The sequence below is a fragment of the Paenibacillus xylanilyticus genome (assembly GCF_047246825.1).
In the GTDB taxonomy this organism is placed as follows: Bacteria; Bacillota; Bacilli; order Paenibacillales; family Paenibacillaceae; genus Paenibacillus; species Paenibacillus xylanilyticus_B.
Genome location: NZ_JBFOLB010000001.1, coordinates 1,894,116 through 1,910,566, shown reverse-complemented (window position 1 = coordinate 1,910,566; position 16,451 = coordinate 1,894,116). Strand labels below are relative to the sequence as shown.

General features: G+C 48.2%; 17 protein-coding genes, 1 tRNA gene and 1 riboswitch. Of the genes, 15 read left to right on the top strand and 3 right to left on the bottom strand.

Translation table 11 applies throughout. The features are described 5' to 3' along the window. The 4 genes from AB3N00_RS08170 to AB3N00_RS08155 form a co-directional block, all read left to right on the top strand. The coding region (locus AB3N00_RS08170) for a hypothetical protein (protein WP_413034100.1) at positions 1-414 on the top strand (414 nt) is incomplete at its 5' end. Positions 415-576: 162 nt separating this feature from the next. Further along, positions 577-1,380, top strand: coding sequence for a Cof-type HAD-IIB family hydrolase (locus tag AB3N00_RS08165; RefSeq protein ID WP_413034099.1), 804 nt, complete (start codon positions 577-579; stop codon positions 1,378-1,380). Between the two features lie 101 nt (positions 1,381-1,481). Further along, entirely contained in the window at positions 1,482-2,546 is a 1,065-nt protein-coding gene (locus AB3N00_RS08160; protein WP_413034098.1) for a hypothetical protein, read from the top strand. A 102-nt stretch (positions 2,547-2,648) separates the two neighbouring features. Then, positions 2,649-3,194, top strand: coding sequence for a GNAT family N-acetyltransferase (locus AB3N00_RS08155; protein WP_413034097.1), 546 nt, complete (start codon positions 2,649-2,651; stop codon positions 3,192-3,194). 106 nt (positions 3,195-3,300) lie between these two features. Here the strand turns inward: AB3N00_RS08155 and AB3N00_RS08150 are convergent, their stop codons facing one another. After that, positions 3,301-4,695 carry an RsmB/NOP family class I SAM-dependent RNA methyltransferase gene (locus AB3N00_RS08150; protein WP_413034096.1) on the bottom strand — a complete coding sequence of 465 codons (1,395 nt, stop codon included), beginning with the start codon at positions 4,693-4,695 and terminating at the stop codon, positions 3,301-3,303. A gap of 192 nt (positions 4,696-4,887) precedes the next feature. On the opposite strand from AB3N00_RS08150, the gene AB3N00_RS08145 reads away from it, so the two are divergent. After that, the gene (locus AB3N00_RS08145; protein WP_413034095.1) at positions 4,888-6,018 is read left to right on the top strand and encodes a glycosyltransferase family 4 protein; all 1,131 of its coding nucleotides are present in this window, start codon (positions 4,888-4,890) and stop codon (positions 6,016-6,018) included. A 106-nt stretch (positions 6,019-6,124) separates the two neighbouring features. On the opposite strand, the gene AB3N00_RS08140 is transcribed toward AB3N00_RS08145, so the two are convergent. Continuing rightward, the gene (locus AB3N00_RS08140; protein WP_413034094.1) at positions 6,125-7,183 is read right to left on the bottom strand and encodes a hypothetical protein; all 1,059 of its coding nucleotides are present in this window, start codon (positions 7,181-7,183) and stop codon (positions 6,125-6,127) included. Between the two features lie 204 nt (positions 7,184-7,387). On the opposite strand from AB3N00_RS08140, the gene AB3N00_RS08135 reads away from it, so the two are divergent. The 4 genes from AB3N00_RS08135 to AB3N00_RS08120 all read left to right on the top strand — a co-directional run bounded on the left by AB3N00_RS08135 (position 7,388) and on the right by AB3N00_RS08120 (position 9,184). Then, entirely contained in the window at positions 7,388-7,969 is a 582-nt protein-coding gene (locus AB3N00_RS08135) for a xanthine phosphoribosyltransferase (protein WP_175399770.1), read from the top strand. Positions 7,970-8,066: 97 nt separating this feature from the next. Further along, positions 8,067-8,396 (top strand): hypothetical protein, encoded by a 330-nt coding sequence (locus tag AB3N00_RS08130; RefSeq protein WP_175399771.1) that lies wholly within the window; start codon positions 8,067-8,069, stop codon positions 8,394-8,396. Positions 8,397-8,514: 118 nt separating this feature from the next. Beyond that, complete coding sequence (locus AB3N00_RS08125) at positions 8,515-8,733, top strand: hypothetical protein (protein WP_413034093.1); 219 nt, start codon at positions 8,515-8,517, stop codon at positions 8,731-8,733. 121 nt (positions 8,734-8,854) lie between these two features. Continuing rightward, on the top strand, positions 8,855-9,184 hold the full coding sequence (locus AB3N00_RS08120; protein ID WP_413034092.1) for a carboxymuconolactone decarboxylase family protein: 330 nt from the start codon (positions 8,855-8,857) through the stop codon (positions 9,182-9,184). 79 nt (positions 9,185-9,263) lie between these two features. On the opposite strand, the gene AB3N00_RS08115 is transcribed toward AB3N00_RS08120, so the two are convergent. After that, entirely contained in the window at positions 9,264-9,728 is a 465-nt protein-coding gene (locus tag AB3N00_RS08115) for a C40 family peptidase (protein ID WP_413034091.1), read from the bottom strand. Between the two features lie 5 nt (positions 9,729-9,733). Beyond that, positions 9,734-9,865: riboswitch (cyclic di-AMP (ydaO/yuaA leader) on the bottom strand. A gap of 361 nt (positions 9,866-10,226) precedes the next feature. Here AB3N00_RS08115 and AB3N00_RS08110 point away from each other — a divergent pair. The 6 genes from AB3N00_RS08110 (at position 10,227) to AB3N00_RS08085 (ending at position 16,418) form a co-directional block, all read left to right on the top strand. Then, positions 10,227-10,311, top strand: a tRNA-Leu gene (locus AB3N00_RS08110). A gap of 185 nt (positions 10,312-10,496) precedes the next feature. After that, entirely contained in the window at positions 10,497-12,101 is a 1,605-nt protein-coding gene (locus tag AB3N00_RS08105; protein WP_413034090.1) for an alkaline phosphatase family protein, read from the top strand. Positions 12,102-12,668: 567 nt separating this feature from the next. Next, positions 12,669-13,226, top strand: coding sequence for an RNA polymerase sigma factor (locus tag AB3N00_RS08100; protein ID WP_413034089.1), 558 nt, complete (start codon positions 12,669-12,671; stop codon positions 13,224-13,226). After that, complete coding sequence (locus tag AB3N00_RS08095) at positions 13,213-14,421, top strand: DUF4179 domain-containing protein (RefSeq protein ID WP_413034088.1); 1,209 nt, start codon at positions 13,213-13,215, stop codon at positions 14,419-14,421. The genes AB3N00_RS08100 and AB3N00_RS08095 overlap by 14 nt, the downstream gene beginning before the upstream one ends. Positions 14,422-14,440: 19 nt before the next feature. Then, on the top strand, positions 14,441-15,421 hold the full coding sequence (locus tag AB3N00_RS08090) for a DUF5643 domain-containing protein (RefSeq protein WP_413034087.1): 981 nt from the start codon (positions 14,441-14,443) through the stop codon (positions 15,419-15,421). 61 nt (positions 15,422-15,482) lie between these two features. Further along, complete coding sequence (locus AB3N00_RS08085; RefSeq protein WP_413034086.1) at positions 15,483-16,418, top strand: DUF5643 domain-containing protein; 936 nt, start codon at positions 15,483-15,485, stop codon at positions 16,416-16,418. Positions 16,419-16,451 lie beyond the last annotated feature (33 nt).

Here is a 16,451-nt window from a genome sequence, read left to right as displayed (position 1 = left end):
GAAGAGCTGCCCAATCGCCGGAGGCGTCAGCTCCCGTCCTTCGCGAAGCGGAGCAGGGAGCCGGGCAGAGTGCGAAGAGCTGCCCAATCGCCGGAGGCGTCAGCTCCCGTCCTTCGCGAAGCGGAGCAGGGAGCCGGGCAGAGTGCGAAGCACTGCCCAATCGCCGGAGGCGTCAGCTCCCGTCCTTCGCGAAGCGGAGCAGGGAGCCGGGCAGGGAGCGAAGCACTGCCCAACACGCCGGAGGCGTCAGCTCCCGTCCTTCGCGAAGCGGAGCAGGGAGCCGGGCAGAGTGCGAAGCGCTGCCCAATCGCCGGAGGCGTCAGCTCCCGCCCTTCGCGAAGCGGAGCAGGGAGCGAAGCGCTGTCCACAATGGTCCCGCTTAAGCTTGGTCTGGATTGCCGCATGAAGCGGTGATCCAGGCAGACAAGCGCTCCCACACCCACCGTCACATAGCAAGACTCGTCCCCTCGCCGGTCAACAGACGGGAGTCCAGAGGGCAGAGCCCTCTGGGGCCCTCCCTCGGAAGGGAGGGTTTGGGAGGGTGCGATACCTTAACAGATCAGGAGTGAAGACCGAATGACAATCAAACTAATTGCGCTTGACGTAGACGGAACGCTGCTTAATGATCATCATGAACTTACCGAATGGACCCAAGAAATTCTGATTCGTGCTTCCCGTCAGGGAGCAGAGATTGTTTTGTGTTCAGGAAGAGGCCCGGCCAACACGATTCCTTTTATGGAGCGAATGGGGCTTAACGGATATGTAATTACACATAACGGAGCAGTGACCGCCGAGGTGGAAAGCCGTGAAGTGGTGCACAGGTTTGCAATGGATGGTCAAGGCCTGGAACCGTTTATAACGTATTGCCGCACAAACGGTGTACATTTTGATATCAACACGGCATTTGGATTATATGTAGACCAGCCGGAAGGATTGGAGTTGCAGGTTCGGGAGATGTACACCAATTTCATGATGGAACCCCAAAAGCTGCCGCAGTGGGCGGATCTGACAGAACCGCTTGCGAAATTTACCGCTTTTGGTCCATTGGAGCAAATGAACACGGTTCAGCAGGAATGGGGTACATGGAATCTGCCGTATTATATGACTCGCAGTGGTGACTTTTTCATTGATCTGATGCACCCCGAAGCATCCAAAGGAGCTGCGCTGAAAAGGCTGGCAGAATCCAAAGGTATTGCTTCCTCCGAGATCATGGCGATTGGCAATTATTATAATGATATCACGATGCTGACTTATGCAGGCATAGGGATTGCGATGGACAACTCACCGGAAGAGGTCAAGGCCGCTGCGGATGAAGTAACGCTCTCCAACAACGAACAGGGTGTCGCCCATGCCATTCAGAAACACGTGCTGGCTGTCTAACATTAACCACTTTTTTCATTTTCAATGCGTCATACCTCATAATCTACTGGCCTCGTGGGTAACCTATGAGAATACCATTCGAAAGTGAGGAGGACAGGCACATGAAACAGCAAGTGGAACTGATCCCGGATCTGCGTACATCAGGTGGTGAAGTGCTGGATGTAATGGTCGATAATCAATACGCGGGTTCGCTCCTGCTGGTTTACAGAGAAGGAGACCGTTTGTCTGGCAGTCTTCAGATGGAACGCGAGTTGGTCTCAGAGGATGCGGAAAAGCATATCATCGAACAGGTTCATTCTTATATCCGATCGCTTGCGGATGCGGTGGAAGCCATATATTATGAAGTGCTGGTCAGCTGCGGCACACTGCGTTCAGTTCTACAAAACTCGGAATTTGATACGGAGTGGCAGTCGGAAGACGCGGTCTTTGATGCTGAAGAATATATGGGTGACATGGATACGGATGACTCACGAGTAATTCCTGGTTCCGCAAATGAAGCTTTTACATATGAAGATCGGGAACATGTGCTGGAAATGGAGCTTGTGACTGCCGGCCGAAGCATATCGACCTATGTGTTTAATGATGCTGGAGGCAATGAACTGGCAGAAGCCTCATTGAAACAATATGGCGCTGACATTCAAGGGGAGATACACTGGTATGACGAACCTCTGGAGAGTCAGCTGGATGCTGCGGCGGAGCTGCTCGTGAGAGAACTCGATGAAGAAGTTATCGATACAATAACCCTTCGCATGTGGCACCAGGGCACTGAGCTGGAGTCCATGGAGTGGGTGCACCGTGACTTTACCAATGATTCGGATGAAGAGGAATATGCCGAATACGAGAATTGGAACAATTCGGACGATGAGATGGAAGAGGCGGAAGAATCCTGTTATGTCATGTTGGTGCGCAAAGACCGGGAATTCAGGGTCTATGAGCTGTTTCTGCAGGAACGTGGCGGATTGCCTGTTGGGACAGCCACAATTGATACCTCTCATGCGGATCTGACAGGGTATATGGATTACCAGGTTCCTGGAACGAGTGAACAGCGGCGGAATTTGGTTGACGTGCTCCTACAGGAGTTGGACAAGGAACTTGAGTTCGACACTTTGCATCTTACGATGCTGTACCGGAATCAAATTATTGATGAAGCGAAGATTGACGGGTAAAAGGCCTTGGCCTTTTGCCTTTTTTGTTTTCTTTTTGACGAACAATGGATTTCCGGGTATAGTTCCATTAGTTCTAAAGAGATCTGAAAGTGGAGGAGAACCATGGAGCACTCATTTAAAATCATTTCTGAGTATATTAACGATGATTTCAGAGCAATGCAGGCTCAGCCGGAAGACACAGAGGAGGTGTTGTCCCTGCTAGTGGAGACAGCCGAATGGCTGAGAAGTCAGGGATCTTCCCAGTGGAGTGCGCTTTTGAAAGGTGAGGATTCCCACGATACGGCAGGAGCAATCCGGCGTGGAAACGTGTTTGTCTTTAAGAAAGACTTCGACGTGGCAGGTATGGTTATATTGCTGCAGCAGCCAAGTGCCTGGGATAAACAGCTATGGGGAACTCAAGCTAATGAAGAGGATGGTGCTGTTTATTTGCATCGTTTGGCGATTCGAAGAAAATATGCCCGTACTGGCTTGGGTCGGGACATTCTGGCCTGGTCCAGCAGTGGGATCCGCTTTGAGAACAAACATGTCGTACGGTTGGATTGTGTTGGGGACAATGAAAGGCTGAATGAATTTTACCCTCGGAACGGGTACACTTTTGTGGGGAAAACAGATGGTTACAGTACGTATGAGAGGCCACTACAATTCTAAGGTGTTTTAAATACAGATTGCTCAACAATTCGTTAACTTTGATCAAGAACCAAAAAAATAAAGCCGGGAGCAACCATGCTCACCGGCTTTGAGTCGTGATGATTTTCTACTGCATGCGTCTCAGGCCCTTGGGCAAACGATTCTTTAATTGTCCCGCACTGGCTTTTCCCCAACCGAGCGCAAGTCCATGAACAGTTACGAGTGTCCAGCCGTTGAGTTCGCTATCGGCAGGAAGGCTCTCACCACGAAGATAAGCGGCTACCTGGCTGCTCTCCACGTCGAGAGAGACGTGCTGCATGTTACTGGCCTCATTATATCCAAGAGCCAGTGCCAAAGCATGAGCAGGCTCAAAACGCCCTTTCTTCCAGTCGCCGACATGAAGTCCCGGGCGCGGCAGTTTTAATCCGTTTAATCGATCATCTGTAAGCAGCTGTGCAGCATGCTCTGGCAGTACATATAATGCTTCGCCAAAGAGCAGGGGTCTGCCTGTCCCATTGGCTATAGCCACTTTATGTTCGGAGCTCCAGGCACGATACGCATTCCAGGCGGAATCCACTTCTTTGGACGAGGAGCTTTGACGCGGGCCTTTGCCTTTTTTGTCTTTGCGTTTGCGGGGTTGATCGTCCTGTTCCACGGATGCAGACGCCTGCGTTCCCGCTTTGCTCACTACAGCCACAAAATGTCCCTCACCCTGAGCCAGATGGGGCCAGATTCGTTCGGTCCGCACCAGGGTCAGATCAGGATAGGCGGCAACCAAACGTTCCATCATGCCTTCATTTTCTTCGCGATTGAAGGTACAGGTGGAATAAGCCAAGGTTCCGCCCGGTTTAAGCATGATATAAGCATCCTGCAAGATGTCCCATTGTCTGTTGACACAAAGGGTTACCAGATTGTCGCTCCACTCGGTCACTGCATCCGGATCTTTGCGGAACATGCCTTCACCAGAGCAAGGGGCATCCAGCATGATCCGGTCAAAGGCGGCCGGAAAACGAGCTGACAATTCTCCAGGCGCTGCACTGGTAACAACGACGGAAGAAAGGCCCATTCGTTCCACGTTTTCTGCTAGAATCTTGGCGCGGGCCGGATGGATTTCGTTAGAAACCAGCAGACCCTGATCCTCCATGAGTGAGGCAATGTGGGTGGTTTTGCCGCCTGGAGCTGCCGCGAGATCCAGAATGATCTCACCCGGCTGTGGATTCAGCATTTCCACTGCCGACATGGCAGAAGGTTCCTGAATATAGTACAATCCCGCAGCATGATATACATGTTTGCCAGGACGTTCATTTGAAGGGTAATAATAACCCGTTTCGCACCAGGGTACCTTGGTCAGGTCAAAATGCTCAATAACCTGTTTTTTCAATTCTGTTGTAGTTTTAATCGAGTTGAATCGCAGCCCCTGCACACGGGTTTGTTGGTAGCTGTCGATAAATGCTTCTGCTTCTGAGCCGAGCATTTCCCGAATATGATGTATATACGACTCAGGGAGTGAAGGCTTGCCCATGTATTGATGTTCTCCTTTTCATTAGCTTACCTGCATGGCCTTTTCCGAAAAAACGGGAGATGCTGTAAGCTGTAACGTTGTTGTTAAAATGGTGGGGAATACACAGTTATTTCTTTACTGAAACATACGTTCTAATATATCATGATTGAAGATGTACTGAAAAGACTGAAGCTAGAAAGGGGGAAACTAACGGTGAAATTGCTGCAGGCGCTTTTCTTTCCTCCGGAGCAGCCCGGAGGTGTATCCTCTATGATACCGTATATGCAGGAGAGGTTTACAACTCCGAGGTGGGAGATGGACCTGTTCTCGCTGCCGAAGCGAATCCGCAACAAGGGCAGGGAGGACGTGCAGTTCGAAACGTTCGATTGGACCATATATCAGGAGAGTCCGGTCGTTCAAAAATATATGCAGACTTACCGTGATTATTTATGGTGGACTAAACTGCGCATTCAGAAACCCTACGATTTGATTCATGCCCACCATCCCATTGCAGGTCTGGCCATGAAGAGTGTATTTCCAGATACACCGCTTATTCAAACCATTCACTCAAGTTATGAGCGGGAGTTGATCCTAAATGGAAGAATTGAGCCAGATGGTCTGGAACATCAGTTTTTGATTGCTATTTACGGTGAACTGGAGCATCAGGCAGAGCGATTGTTAACCGTCTCAGAATCATTTAGGCAGTATTTGACTCCCTATGTGAAACAGCCTGACGTAATTGGCATTATTCCGAACGGATTCGATGAAAAACGCTTCAAACCCATTCCTCATGATAATGCCATTCCACAACTCGTCACAGTATGCCGGCTTGTTCCTGCCAAAGGACTTGATATTTTGTTCAAAGCCTGTGCGGAACTCAAAGGTCGGGGACATGACTATGTTTTGCATATTATCGGGGATGGTCCGATTCGGCCTGATTTGGAAGAGTTGGCTCAGCGGCTGGGCATATATAACGAAACCATTTTTTACGGATACACGCTGCACCCTGAGGAGTTTATGCCATTCTTTGATATATTCGTACTTCCTTCCCGTGCGGAGGCATTCGGCTCTGTATTTGCCGAAGCAGCACTGAGTTGCCTTGCCCTTGTAGGCACCGACGTCGGCGGAATACCCGAACAGATCGAGAACGGCAGCAACGGGCTGCTGGTACCTCCAGAAGATCCGTCAGCACTTGCTGAGGCGCTGGAAAAAGTCATGCTGGATCCCTCGTATCGCTACGAACTTGCACGCTCAGCATGTGAGAAAGCCAAGACGCACTACTCTTTGGGCAGATCGGTTAACGAACTGAAAAAAATGTACCTGCAATATGCTAGCAAGGCATAGTTTATCGCTATTCAAGAGTTAAAGCCGCTGTGAAAACAGCGGCCTTTTTGTGTACCTGAAATGTGTCTTTATAAAAAATCTATGGATATCTACGAGAGGATACAAACTACAGGTCTTTACTTTTTGCGCGAAACCCTCCCCAGCGATCCATGACCAATCTACCGGCCCAAATTAGGGCCAGACTTCCGAAAATCGGGTACAGTATGGATAAAAGGGAGCTGAATCCAAACTGGCTGAGTGAGTAGCACAGCAGCATAATGGTTAATGTTATTAATCTGGGGTGGACTTGCAAGTGCTGACCAAGCTGAAGGGTCATGCCATAGATATCTGCGACGAATGTAGTGAATATTTCCATGAATATCAGAGTTACATACACGGATTGCACAGCCCATCCAAGTTGGAAGGCAACGCTCCCCATTGGAATCTCAAATTGCATGATACCGGGCATCTGGGCTGACATGGCGAAGTGGGCGGCAAGGAGCATGAAGCCTACACCTATTCCGCCGAATATACCGCCCCACTTCAGTACGTTACGATTGCGGATCTGATTGCCTACCGGCACCAAGACGGCTTGGGCCAGTACCAGATTGAAGGATGAATACAATAGTGGAGACAGCCACACCTGTACAGGATGGGCATCTGTAGTCAGCGTAATAAACCGTAAGGCACCAGGATGGTGTATGGTGCTTGTAATCATAAGCAAGGACAACAGGAGCATCATCGGAACCACAATGCTATTCATTTGCAGTATGGCTTTGATACCTCGTCCAAGAAGCAGGTATGTTCCCACAATCGTGAGGATCAAACCAGTCTGGTAATGCAGTCCAAGATGCTCCACGAAGACCGAGCCTGCTCCGGCAAGCATTACACTGTTTACACCAATGAGAATCAAAAGTGTTATCCAGGTAATCCATTTGCCGGCCTTGTGCCCGAACAAATGCTTATTAAGATCCTCATAAGAGCGGGAGCCCGTATCATGGGCGATCAGCATCATTTTGGTGCCCAGCCAGACAAAGAGCATGGTGGATAAGCCGATGGTCACGGTGGCCCATTTGCCATACTGGGTAAAAAACTGCAATATTTCCTGCCCTGTCGCGAAGCCGGCTCCTACAACCGTTCCAATGTATGTAAATGCGATCTGCAGCACCCGGAATGCCTGTTTCATGCGTTTCCCCTCTCAGGCCCCTGAATAGTTTGGACATGCGGGTACCATGGTACAAGGTATGCTTGACTCTGGAAACTCATGACAATCGGGAGAAGCTTTACACTCCTTATCCGGGCTAAAGTTGAGGGATAGGCGATTTCGCTTGAACTAACAGCCTTATCTATGATACTTTTACCTCATAGGATAGGCTTGGGAGGTCAAATCATGGAAGTATTGAAACAACGAATTTTACAAGAAGGCGTAGTCATCTCGGATCAGGTGCTGAAGCTGGACGGATTATTGAATCATCAGATTGATCCTGCATTGACGATGGAGATGGGGCGCGAGTTTGCTGCTCGTTTTCGTGAAAGTGGAGTGACCCGGGTCATTACGGTAGAATCTTCGGGGATTCCGGTTGCATTTGCCGCCGCTCATGAACTTGGGGTGCCGCTTGTATTTGCCCGTCGCAAAAAGACGCTTCTGGCTGATCCTGATGCCTACTGTGAACGCGTACCTTCCTTTACCAAAGGGATCGTAACCGATATTATGGTATCCCGCGAATACATTCATGAGAATGACCGTATTTTGTTTATAGACGATATCATCGCCAACGGAGATGCTGCCCGCGGTGTCATTAAAATTATTGAGCGTTCGGGCGCAGAGCTCGTCGGATTCGGTGTGGTCGTCGAGAAATGTTTTCAGGCAGGAGCACGCACCATCCGCGAACAGGGCATACCGGTTGAAGCCTTGGTACGCATTCGTTCACTGAACGATGGGACCGTCCAATTCGACGATAACGAAATGTGACAGTTTCAAGGAAAAGGGCCTATTTTTTGAACAATGCCTTTGCATGACCGCGGATTTCATTTATAATGGGGTTATGTTAGGGAGAGGAGGCAACACCATGGGGAACCAACCGGCATCAGAACAATTCTTTATTGAAAAGCTGGCGGAGTCGAAAGTTCATTTTGAACGTGCCCTGGATTGTAAACATACGGAATTCGATGACCTTTATCCCTATATGATTGAACATCCTCAATTTTTCTGGTACAAACGCTATGTTGCCTGGTCAGAGTTGCTGACAATTGTAGGCTTGTGCGAAGAGTTGTCCTTCTCTTGGAAAGAACAATTTACACCGCATCAAGTGGAGTACCTTGAAGAACGTGTGATGTCCGCCAAAGTGCTTGATTTTTGGTTCGAGAAGAACGACAGCAAAGAGCACGCGCAGCGGTAACTTTCAGTCGGGACATTTTTCGAATGACATGACAGTCCAATACAGTCACGTGAGACCTAAATGACTTTTCATTTAGGTCTCTTTTTGTAAATAAATTTGGAACATAGGAGCCATAGACATGATTAGTGATGCAGAATTGGATGCACTGCGCTTATCGGGTGAAAAAGTAAGAGTGGTACGGGATGGATTGGAATCCAACGATGTAACGGGTATCGTCGTTGCATGGGATGGGGAACAGGTGCTTATCCGCCGCCAGAACAGACGTGTGGTCAAGCTGGATCGCAGCTATCACTATCAGCTCTTTAGCGAGCCGCGCCAAAGTCCGGTGGAGGAATAGAAAACAGTTTGAGCCTGATGCATGGAATTACCATGGATGTTTTGGCATAATTGCACCACTCGGGAGAGAAGATAGGTACAGCGAGAAGGTAACATATCAGCCGAGAGGATGTGTGGTAGCCATGACATTGATGAATGATAAGGTTCATGCCTATAAGGATCAGATTGGAGAATTAAGCGATGCGCTGCCTGGTGTGGTGAAATCGTACCATGAGTTTACCGGGGAATGCTTTCAGTCAGGTGCCATTGATGCCAAAACAAAGCAGCTGATTGCCCTCGGAATCGGATTGTTTGCGAATAACGAGGTATGTACGTTTTACCATGTGGAAGAGGCCCGTGCAAAGGGTGCAACCGACCAGGAAATTATGGAGACGGTAGCGGTAGCAGGAGCCGTTGGTGGCGGTCACGCGCTGTCACAAGGCGCAATGCGTGTGCAGAAAGCATTGCACTAGGCTCCCCTTGAGAATGAGCAAGCATAGCAAGACAGAAAAACAGGCCCTGGATTGATCCGGAGCCTGTTTTTTGTCCAACTTATATTTTTCCGAGCATCTTGTTATACATAAATTGTCCAGTTACCCGGCGTGCGGTAACATAACGTGTGTTGAAATACGGATTTGATAATTTGGTAATGCTGACACCTTTGCTGCTGGAGGCATGAGCGAACTGTCCGCCACCAATGTATACGCCTGTATGTGAAATGCCTTTGCCTGAAGTGTTGAAAAACACCAGATCACCTGTGCGCAGATTCGCTTTGGATACCGGAGTACCTGCTTTGGCTTGCTGCTGCGAGGTACGTGGTAATTCAATGCTATATTTTTCGAAAATATATCTCATAAATCCAGAGCAATCAAAACCGGCCAGCGTCGTGCCGCCCCACTTGTAAGGTATGCCAGTCATGCTGTTAACGACGGTGTTGATACTGCTTGCTTCAGTGCTTGCTGCACCGGATGTAAATAGAACGGCTGCTCCAAAAATAGAAATGATAAGCTTTTTCAAAATCAATGTTCTCCCTTCGATGCCTACGGAGTTAGCTAAGGGTTCGGTAGAAGGTTCCCTATATTTCCTATGTATAAGAATAATTCACCCAAAATGGTTCCCCCGTTTTCAAACATGAAACTCGGCAATTGAATAATTAAGTTTTTGTAACCTTTTGAAACTATATTGCATAAATGCGTAATTGTCAAACGTTTCTTCCTCCTTCAATGTTAACGGAATTCAAGACTTTTTGCAGAATATAGTAGTTCCGAATGATTATTTATGATGACAAAAAAGTAATTTGTGTTTCAATAGGGGGAGATTTGGACAAATATTTGAATTGGCGTAAAAGAGGAGAGTCGAGGCATATCCGACATGAAAAAGTGAAGTTATTCAGACTCCAGCGCTACCATTGCCCTTTGTTATATATCAATTTATTTTTAAGTGTTGACACTATGAATTCCACATGATATATTATTTATTGTCGCCGCGATAGATTATCCCGGAGATACAGCATATGCGGTCGTGGCGGAATTGGCAGACGCGCACGGTTCAGGTCCGTGTGGGCTAACCCCCCGTGGAGGTTCGAGTCCTCTCGACCGCATCATATCATTAACAAAAAGGTTCTCAATCTGCTTATTTTAGCAGATTGGGAACCTTTTTGTTTTCATAACACTAGAGTTGCTGTTCATCAGATGAGAAAGCCTAGTCCGATCCCTCTTGGCAAAAAAAACCTTGAATAACCCCAAGATTTTCAAGACAGAATGTACATAAATGGGGTGAACTGTTATGAGGAAAAAAGGGATTCGGATATTGCCTTCGATCTTGTTATTGGCCATGCTTATCGGATGCCAGAGCTCGAAACCTAAAGAACAGGATTTGATGCGGATAAACTCCGCTAATGGTGAAAATGCGAAAAAAGTCATTTTCCTGATGGTGGACTCTTTAATGTATCAGGCGATCGACCAAGGAATCAGCAAGCAGGAGCTTCCTACCTTAAAATTCCTGATCGAACACGGGCAATATTATAAAAACCTGGTCAGTTCTTTTCCCACGATGTCCGTCACGATCGACAGCTCATTGCTTACCGGTGCGTATTCGGACCTTCACCATGTGCCGGGTCTGACTTGGTATTCTGCGGACAATAAGAAATTGATCATTTATGGAACCGGACCGACGGAAGTGCTCAAACACGGAGTTAATCCGGTGTTGACGGATGCTCTAATCCATTTAAACGGGAGTCATCTGAACAGGAATGTACCCACGATCTATGAGGACCTAGCCCAGCGAGGATTAAAGTCTGGTTCGATCAACGGCCTGATTTACAGGGGGGCGTCAGCTCAAAAGTTATCGATACCTCATTGGATTCAAGTAGCTGCTTCTTTATCAAAAGAGATTGATGTAAAAGGGCCGGACTTACTGTCCCTGGGTGCATTGTCTAATCCGTTTCAAGGTATTAAAAACTTGCCGGATGGCCTAACGAATCGAATGGGCATTCATAATGATTTTGCTATTGAAGCCGTAAAATATTTGGTTCAATCCAATAAATTGCCGGATTTTTTGTTTGTCTATTTACCGGATTTAGACCGGGAGTTACATAAGAAAGGCCCCACGGGACTTCGTGGGGTCAAGGAGTTGGATCAGCAGCTTCAATCTGTATTGCAAACATTCGGTTCTCCGGAAAAAGCTTTGCAAGATGCCATCTTTATCATTGCTGGTGACAGCGGGATGACCCGTATTCTGCCTGCAGATCAAAATCCGGTCATTGATCTGTCCTCTTTGCTCGGAGATGCCAAAATCATGCGTCCTGGTGATGCTGTTTCGAAGGAGACGGAACTCATCCTTGCCGTCAATGAAACGATGACGTATGTATACTCATTGAAAGCGGATCGTTCCCTGAGAGATACGGCGAACTTATTAAAGGATGATCCACGTATCGATTTTATTTCCTGGAAAGAAAAGGAGTGGAATTACGCCATTCAGGGATCAACAGCCAAACAGATCAAATTTAAATCAGGAGGTAACCTAACCGATTCATACAACCAATCATGGACGGTCGACCAGGACGAAGAGGTGCTGGACTTAAGCGTAAACAAGGCTAGACATACATTGAATTATGATGAGTATCCAGATGTTCTGAAACGGTTGTCAAGTGCCCTTCGTTCACACCAAGGTGAATTTTTGGTTGTTACGGCCAAACCGGGATATGAATTTACTGGCGGCAGTTCACCAACGCACAAGGGCGGAGGGGGCCATGGGTCCATTCGTAAAATGGAATCGCTTGTTCCCTTGATTATTAGCGGAACAGACCAAAAGCCTGAACATTTACGAATGGTGGACTTAAAAGATTATTTGCTTAACCTTCTGACAAAAAAGACTCAAAGAAAGCATTAGCCGAAAGAGTACATCTAACACCATCCTCAATATCAGCGTTTATGTTTTGATCTTGGACCACTGGTATATTTAATATCGGTGGTCTGTTTTGCGTTTATAGATAATGTACTTTAGAACATTTTTTGATCAGGAGACATCAAGGAATTTGAACCGAGTGACCTGACAAAATGGTTTTCGTAACCCGGGCCGAAATGGCCAAAATGATGAGCGGGATGTTCAAGCTATTGCTTTAGGTTCATATGCAAAATGAAATGCTTAATTCACTCAAAAAGGCTACGATGAATCGTTCATCGCAGCCTTTTTTTTATTTCACATGCTGCAGCCCCTGTATACTTACTTCGGAGGAGCAAGACGGTTGGCGTCAACGGAATCGGTCCGTTGAATGGGGCATTTCCCAGCTTGGTTTTCCGTGGTGATCAGCGAAATGAGCGTTGGGGGAAGAGGGCCGAACGGATGTCGATACGATGACAAGTTTGTAAGATTACAAATTTTTTTCAGTAAAATATAACATTTTGGTGGGGTAGTCCATCTAATCCTATAGAGGGCCCTCAAAAGGAGATGAAATTCGTGCAGCAAGATATGGAACTGGAAGTCAAGCGAGCGCAGCGGGGAGATCGTGAAGCGTTTATCCGGCTGTTCCGGAGGCTGGAACCCGAGCTGTACAGCTTGGCAAAGTCCATTGTGGGACGTGATGAAGACTGTGCGGACGCATTTCAGGAAACGACGCTTAAGGCGTATAAATCAATGTCGACATTGCGAAAACCGAAATATTTTAAAACCTGGGTCATCCGGATCCTGATTAACGAATGCAACCAACTGCTTCGGATGCGCAAAAGAACGGTGGTTATGGCGGAACTGCCGGAGCAGGTGAATCAGGATCGCTCAGCACCTTATTTTAAGGATAACCGTAAGCTTGACCTTCGGGAAGCGGTAGAAAATCTGGATGAATCCTTACGAATCGTCATCCACTTGTTTTATTATCAGGATCTGCCGATCAAACAGATCGCAACCGTGCTGGATATTTCCGAGGGAGCCGTCAGGGCGCGCCTGCACAGGGCCCGCGGGATATTGGCCGATGAAGTAAAGCAAATTCGGAAGGGGGAGCTGGCTTATGAAAACCTATGATGTCGATCGAAAGCTTCGGGAAATCGGCGAGGAAACGCTGCCGGAAATTCCGGATATCGTCCGCCGCCGGCAGGATGAAGTCTATGCCTCCTTGGTCGACCTTCCGATGCAGAGCAGAAGCGGCCCGTCATTCCGCTTCCGCAAGGCCCGCAGGGCTGCCCTGACAACTGCCGCAGCTGCGACGATCGCCTTGATCGGCGGCCTGGGTGGCTCCATGGTATCGCCGGCCATGGCAGAGTCGCTGAAGAGCATTCCGTTGATCGGCAGCATTTTCAAGCTGGCCGGGGACCTGGGTCTACAAGCGGCGGAAGAAAACGGACTTGCAGATGAACCGGAAGCCAGCGCAACCCACGGGGGAGTTACGCTCCGCATCCCGCAGCTTGTATATGACGGAACCCGGCTGTCCATGGCCGTAACGCGTGACGGGGAAGGGTTCGACGGTGGAATCATGGAATTCGAGTCGACGGGGAATGGTACCCACGCGATTTACCCTAAGGGTGCCATTCATTCATTTGACGTGTTGATTGACGGCCGCTCGGTTCAGGGCGAGGCGGGAAGGAGAGAAATTGGCCTTTCCGGAAAGCCGACTTCTGATCCGAATTCGGCCATCTACGAACTGACGGCTTATTCCCTAACGGGTGAACCGGGGCCCATTTTACCGGACTCGTTTTTGCTGACGGCCACAATCGGGTTGGAAGGCATCGAAGAGCCATTCGTCTTCCAGCTTCCCGTACGCAAAAACACCGATCAGCGAGTTGCCTCCTTCAGTGAGACGAGGGAATGGAAAGGAAATAAGGTTACGCTTGAACAAATCGAGTTCACTCCGATTACGACAAAAGTAAGTTTTAACATTACGTCGAACGATAAAGAGGCCAGATTCCTTAGAAATAATCTGATGTTTGAGCTGTGGGACGATCGCGACAGGATGCTTGGCCTCGTCGGCGGCTTTGGATTTTTCGATAACGATGAACAAAGGAAAATGATAAACAAATTGCTGTTTGACCGCTTTGCGGATGCACCGGAAACGGTGACCCTTAAAGCATTTTTGTCGGAAACGGAAGGCCCGTCAGTTTCAACGGGGGGATATAAAGTCGACAGTAACGGTGAACTGATCAAGAAGTACGTGAAGGAACTGGAAATCACCGTTCCGGTGGAGCGTGCCGGTTTGGATAAATTATATGATATTTCAAAATAAAAAATTGGAGGATTTTCTTATGAATAAAATCTACAGAGTGATGACTACCGCTGCACTGACGACAGGAATGCTTTTGGGTGGGGCAGCGTGGGGGATGAATTCCACAGCCGTGGATGCGGCGACGGCCAAAGTTCCAGCGGTTCAGAGCACTGCAACACAGAAAGCGGCAAAAACGGCTGGCATTACCCAGAGCGGCATTACGCTCGGAGTGAATGAGGCAACATACGATGGGAATTATATCCATCTAACCCTGCAGCGGAGCGGCAAGGGACTTATCGGAGGCATAACGGACAGCACATTTGATGAAGAGATCCAGGACGTTATTTTGGAGAAAGGCGCAATTAAAAAAATCGACGTGTCCATTAATGGCAAATCGATTTTTGAGTACGGCGGGGGAGAGTTGGGCAAAAGACCTACCTTAGGTTGGGAGCCTGGCTCCACTCCGGATACGGCTCATATCAAGCTGACGGATCCTTCCTGGCTTGGCGGCCAAGAGTTTGCTTTTCCAGATAAGTTCAAATTGACCGCAAAGGTGACGCTGGAAGGCGTAAGCAAACCTTATACGTTTGATCTTTCCATGCAAAAGACTGCAGGCAAGCCGATGGTCTTGAAGCCGAATGTGACGAAAAAATCGGGCAAGATGACCCTTAACCTTAGCAAAATGAACCTTACGTCGACCTCTTCCCGGGTTCAGTTGATCGAAAAGGGTTATGAATCGGGCAAGCCATCAGATTTCCTGTATGAATTTGTGGATGATCAAGGCAAAGAGCTGGATTTTCTTTCGGGCTTTGGTACCGACGAGAATAACAAAGCTGGGGATATGTACCACGATTTCGTGCTGAGCCCTCTGGGGAAAGATACCAAGTCGATTACGCTCCGGGTTTTCAAACCCGAATTTAAAGAGCAGGGGGCCACAAGCGGAGAGTATAAACTAGACGAGAACGGCGAGATCGTCAAAAACTACATTAAAGAGTTGGAAATGACGGTAAACATGAGGTGAATACCAGAATCCCGGAATGTATACAGAGATAAATTAAACTTAAAATGGAGGATTCAAGCGAATGAATAAAATCTACAAAGTAATGACCACTGCTGCACTGACAGGGGTGCTTATTGGCGGAGCAGCTTGGGTAGTAACATCAATGACCGAACATGCGGCGGCCAAGGCTCCGGCGGTCCAGAACATTGCAGCGAAGAAAGTGGCAAACACGGCAGGCATTACCCAGGGCGGCATTACGCTGGGGGTGAGCAAGGCGTTCTATGACGGAAATTACATCGACATTTCGCTGCAGCGGAGCGGCAAGGGACTTGTCGGCGGCATGGCCGACCGGAAATTTGATGAAAAGACCATGAAGGAAATTGTGGAGAAAGGCTCCATTAAAGATATCAAGATCCTGATTAATGGCAAAAGTATCGGTGGAGGAGCTATGGGGTGGGGTCCGGGGTCTACCACGGATACGGCTATCATTCGGCTGTCCGATCCTTCTTGGCTTGGAGGCCAACTGAAGGCTTTCCCGAATAAATTCAAACTGACGGCGAAGATCACGCTGGAAGGCGTAAGCAAACCTTATACGTTTGACCTCTCGTTGCAAAAGACTGCCGGCAAAGCGGTGGCCCTGAAGCCGAATGTGACGAAAATAACGGGTGACTTGACCGTTAATCTCAGTAAGCTCAATTTAACCTCAACCTCTTCCCGGATTCAGTTGATTGCCAAGGGCAAGCAGTCTGATATCAGTTACGAAGTTGTGGATGATCAAGGCAAAGAGTTAGACATATTTTCGATCCAGGGATCGGACGAGAATAATAAAGCCGGCGACATGTACTACGATTTCGTGCTGAGCCCTTTAGGGAAGAACGCCAAATCGATTACAATTAGGGCTTACAAACCGAAATTTGCTGTGGCTGGAGCGACGAGTGGAGCGTATGAACTGGACGCTGACGGAAACATCGTTAAAGAATACGTGAAAGAATTGGAAATGAAGGTAAAAGTGAAGTAATGGAATCGAACGTCCTTTCATGAGTCTAGCCCC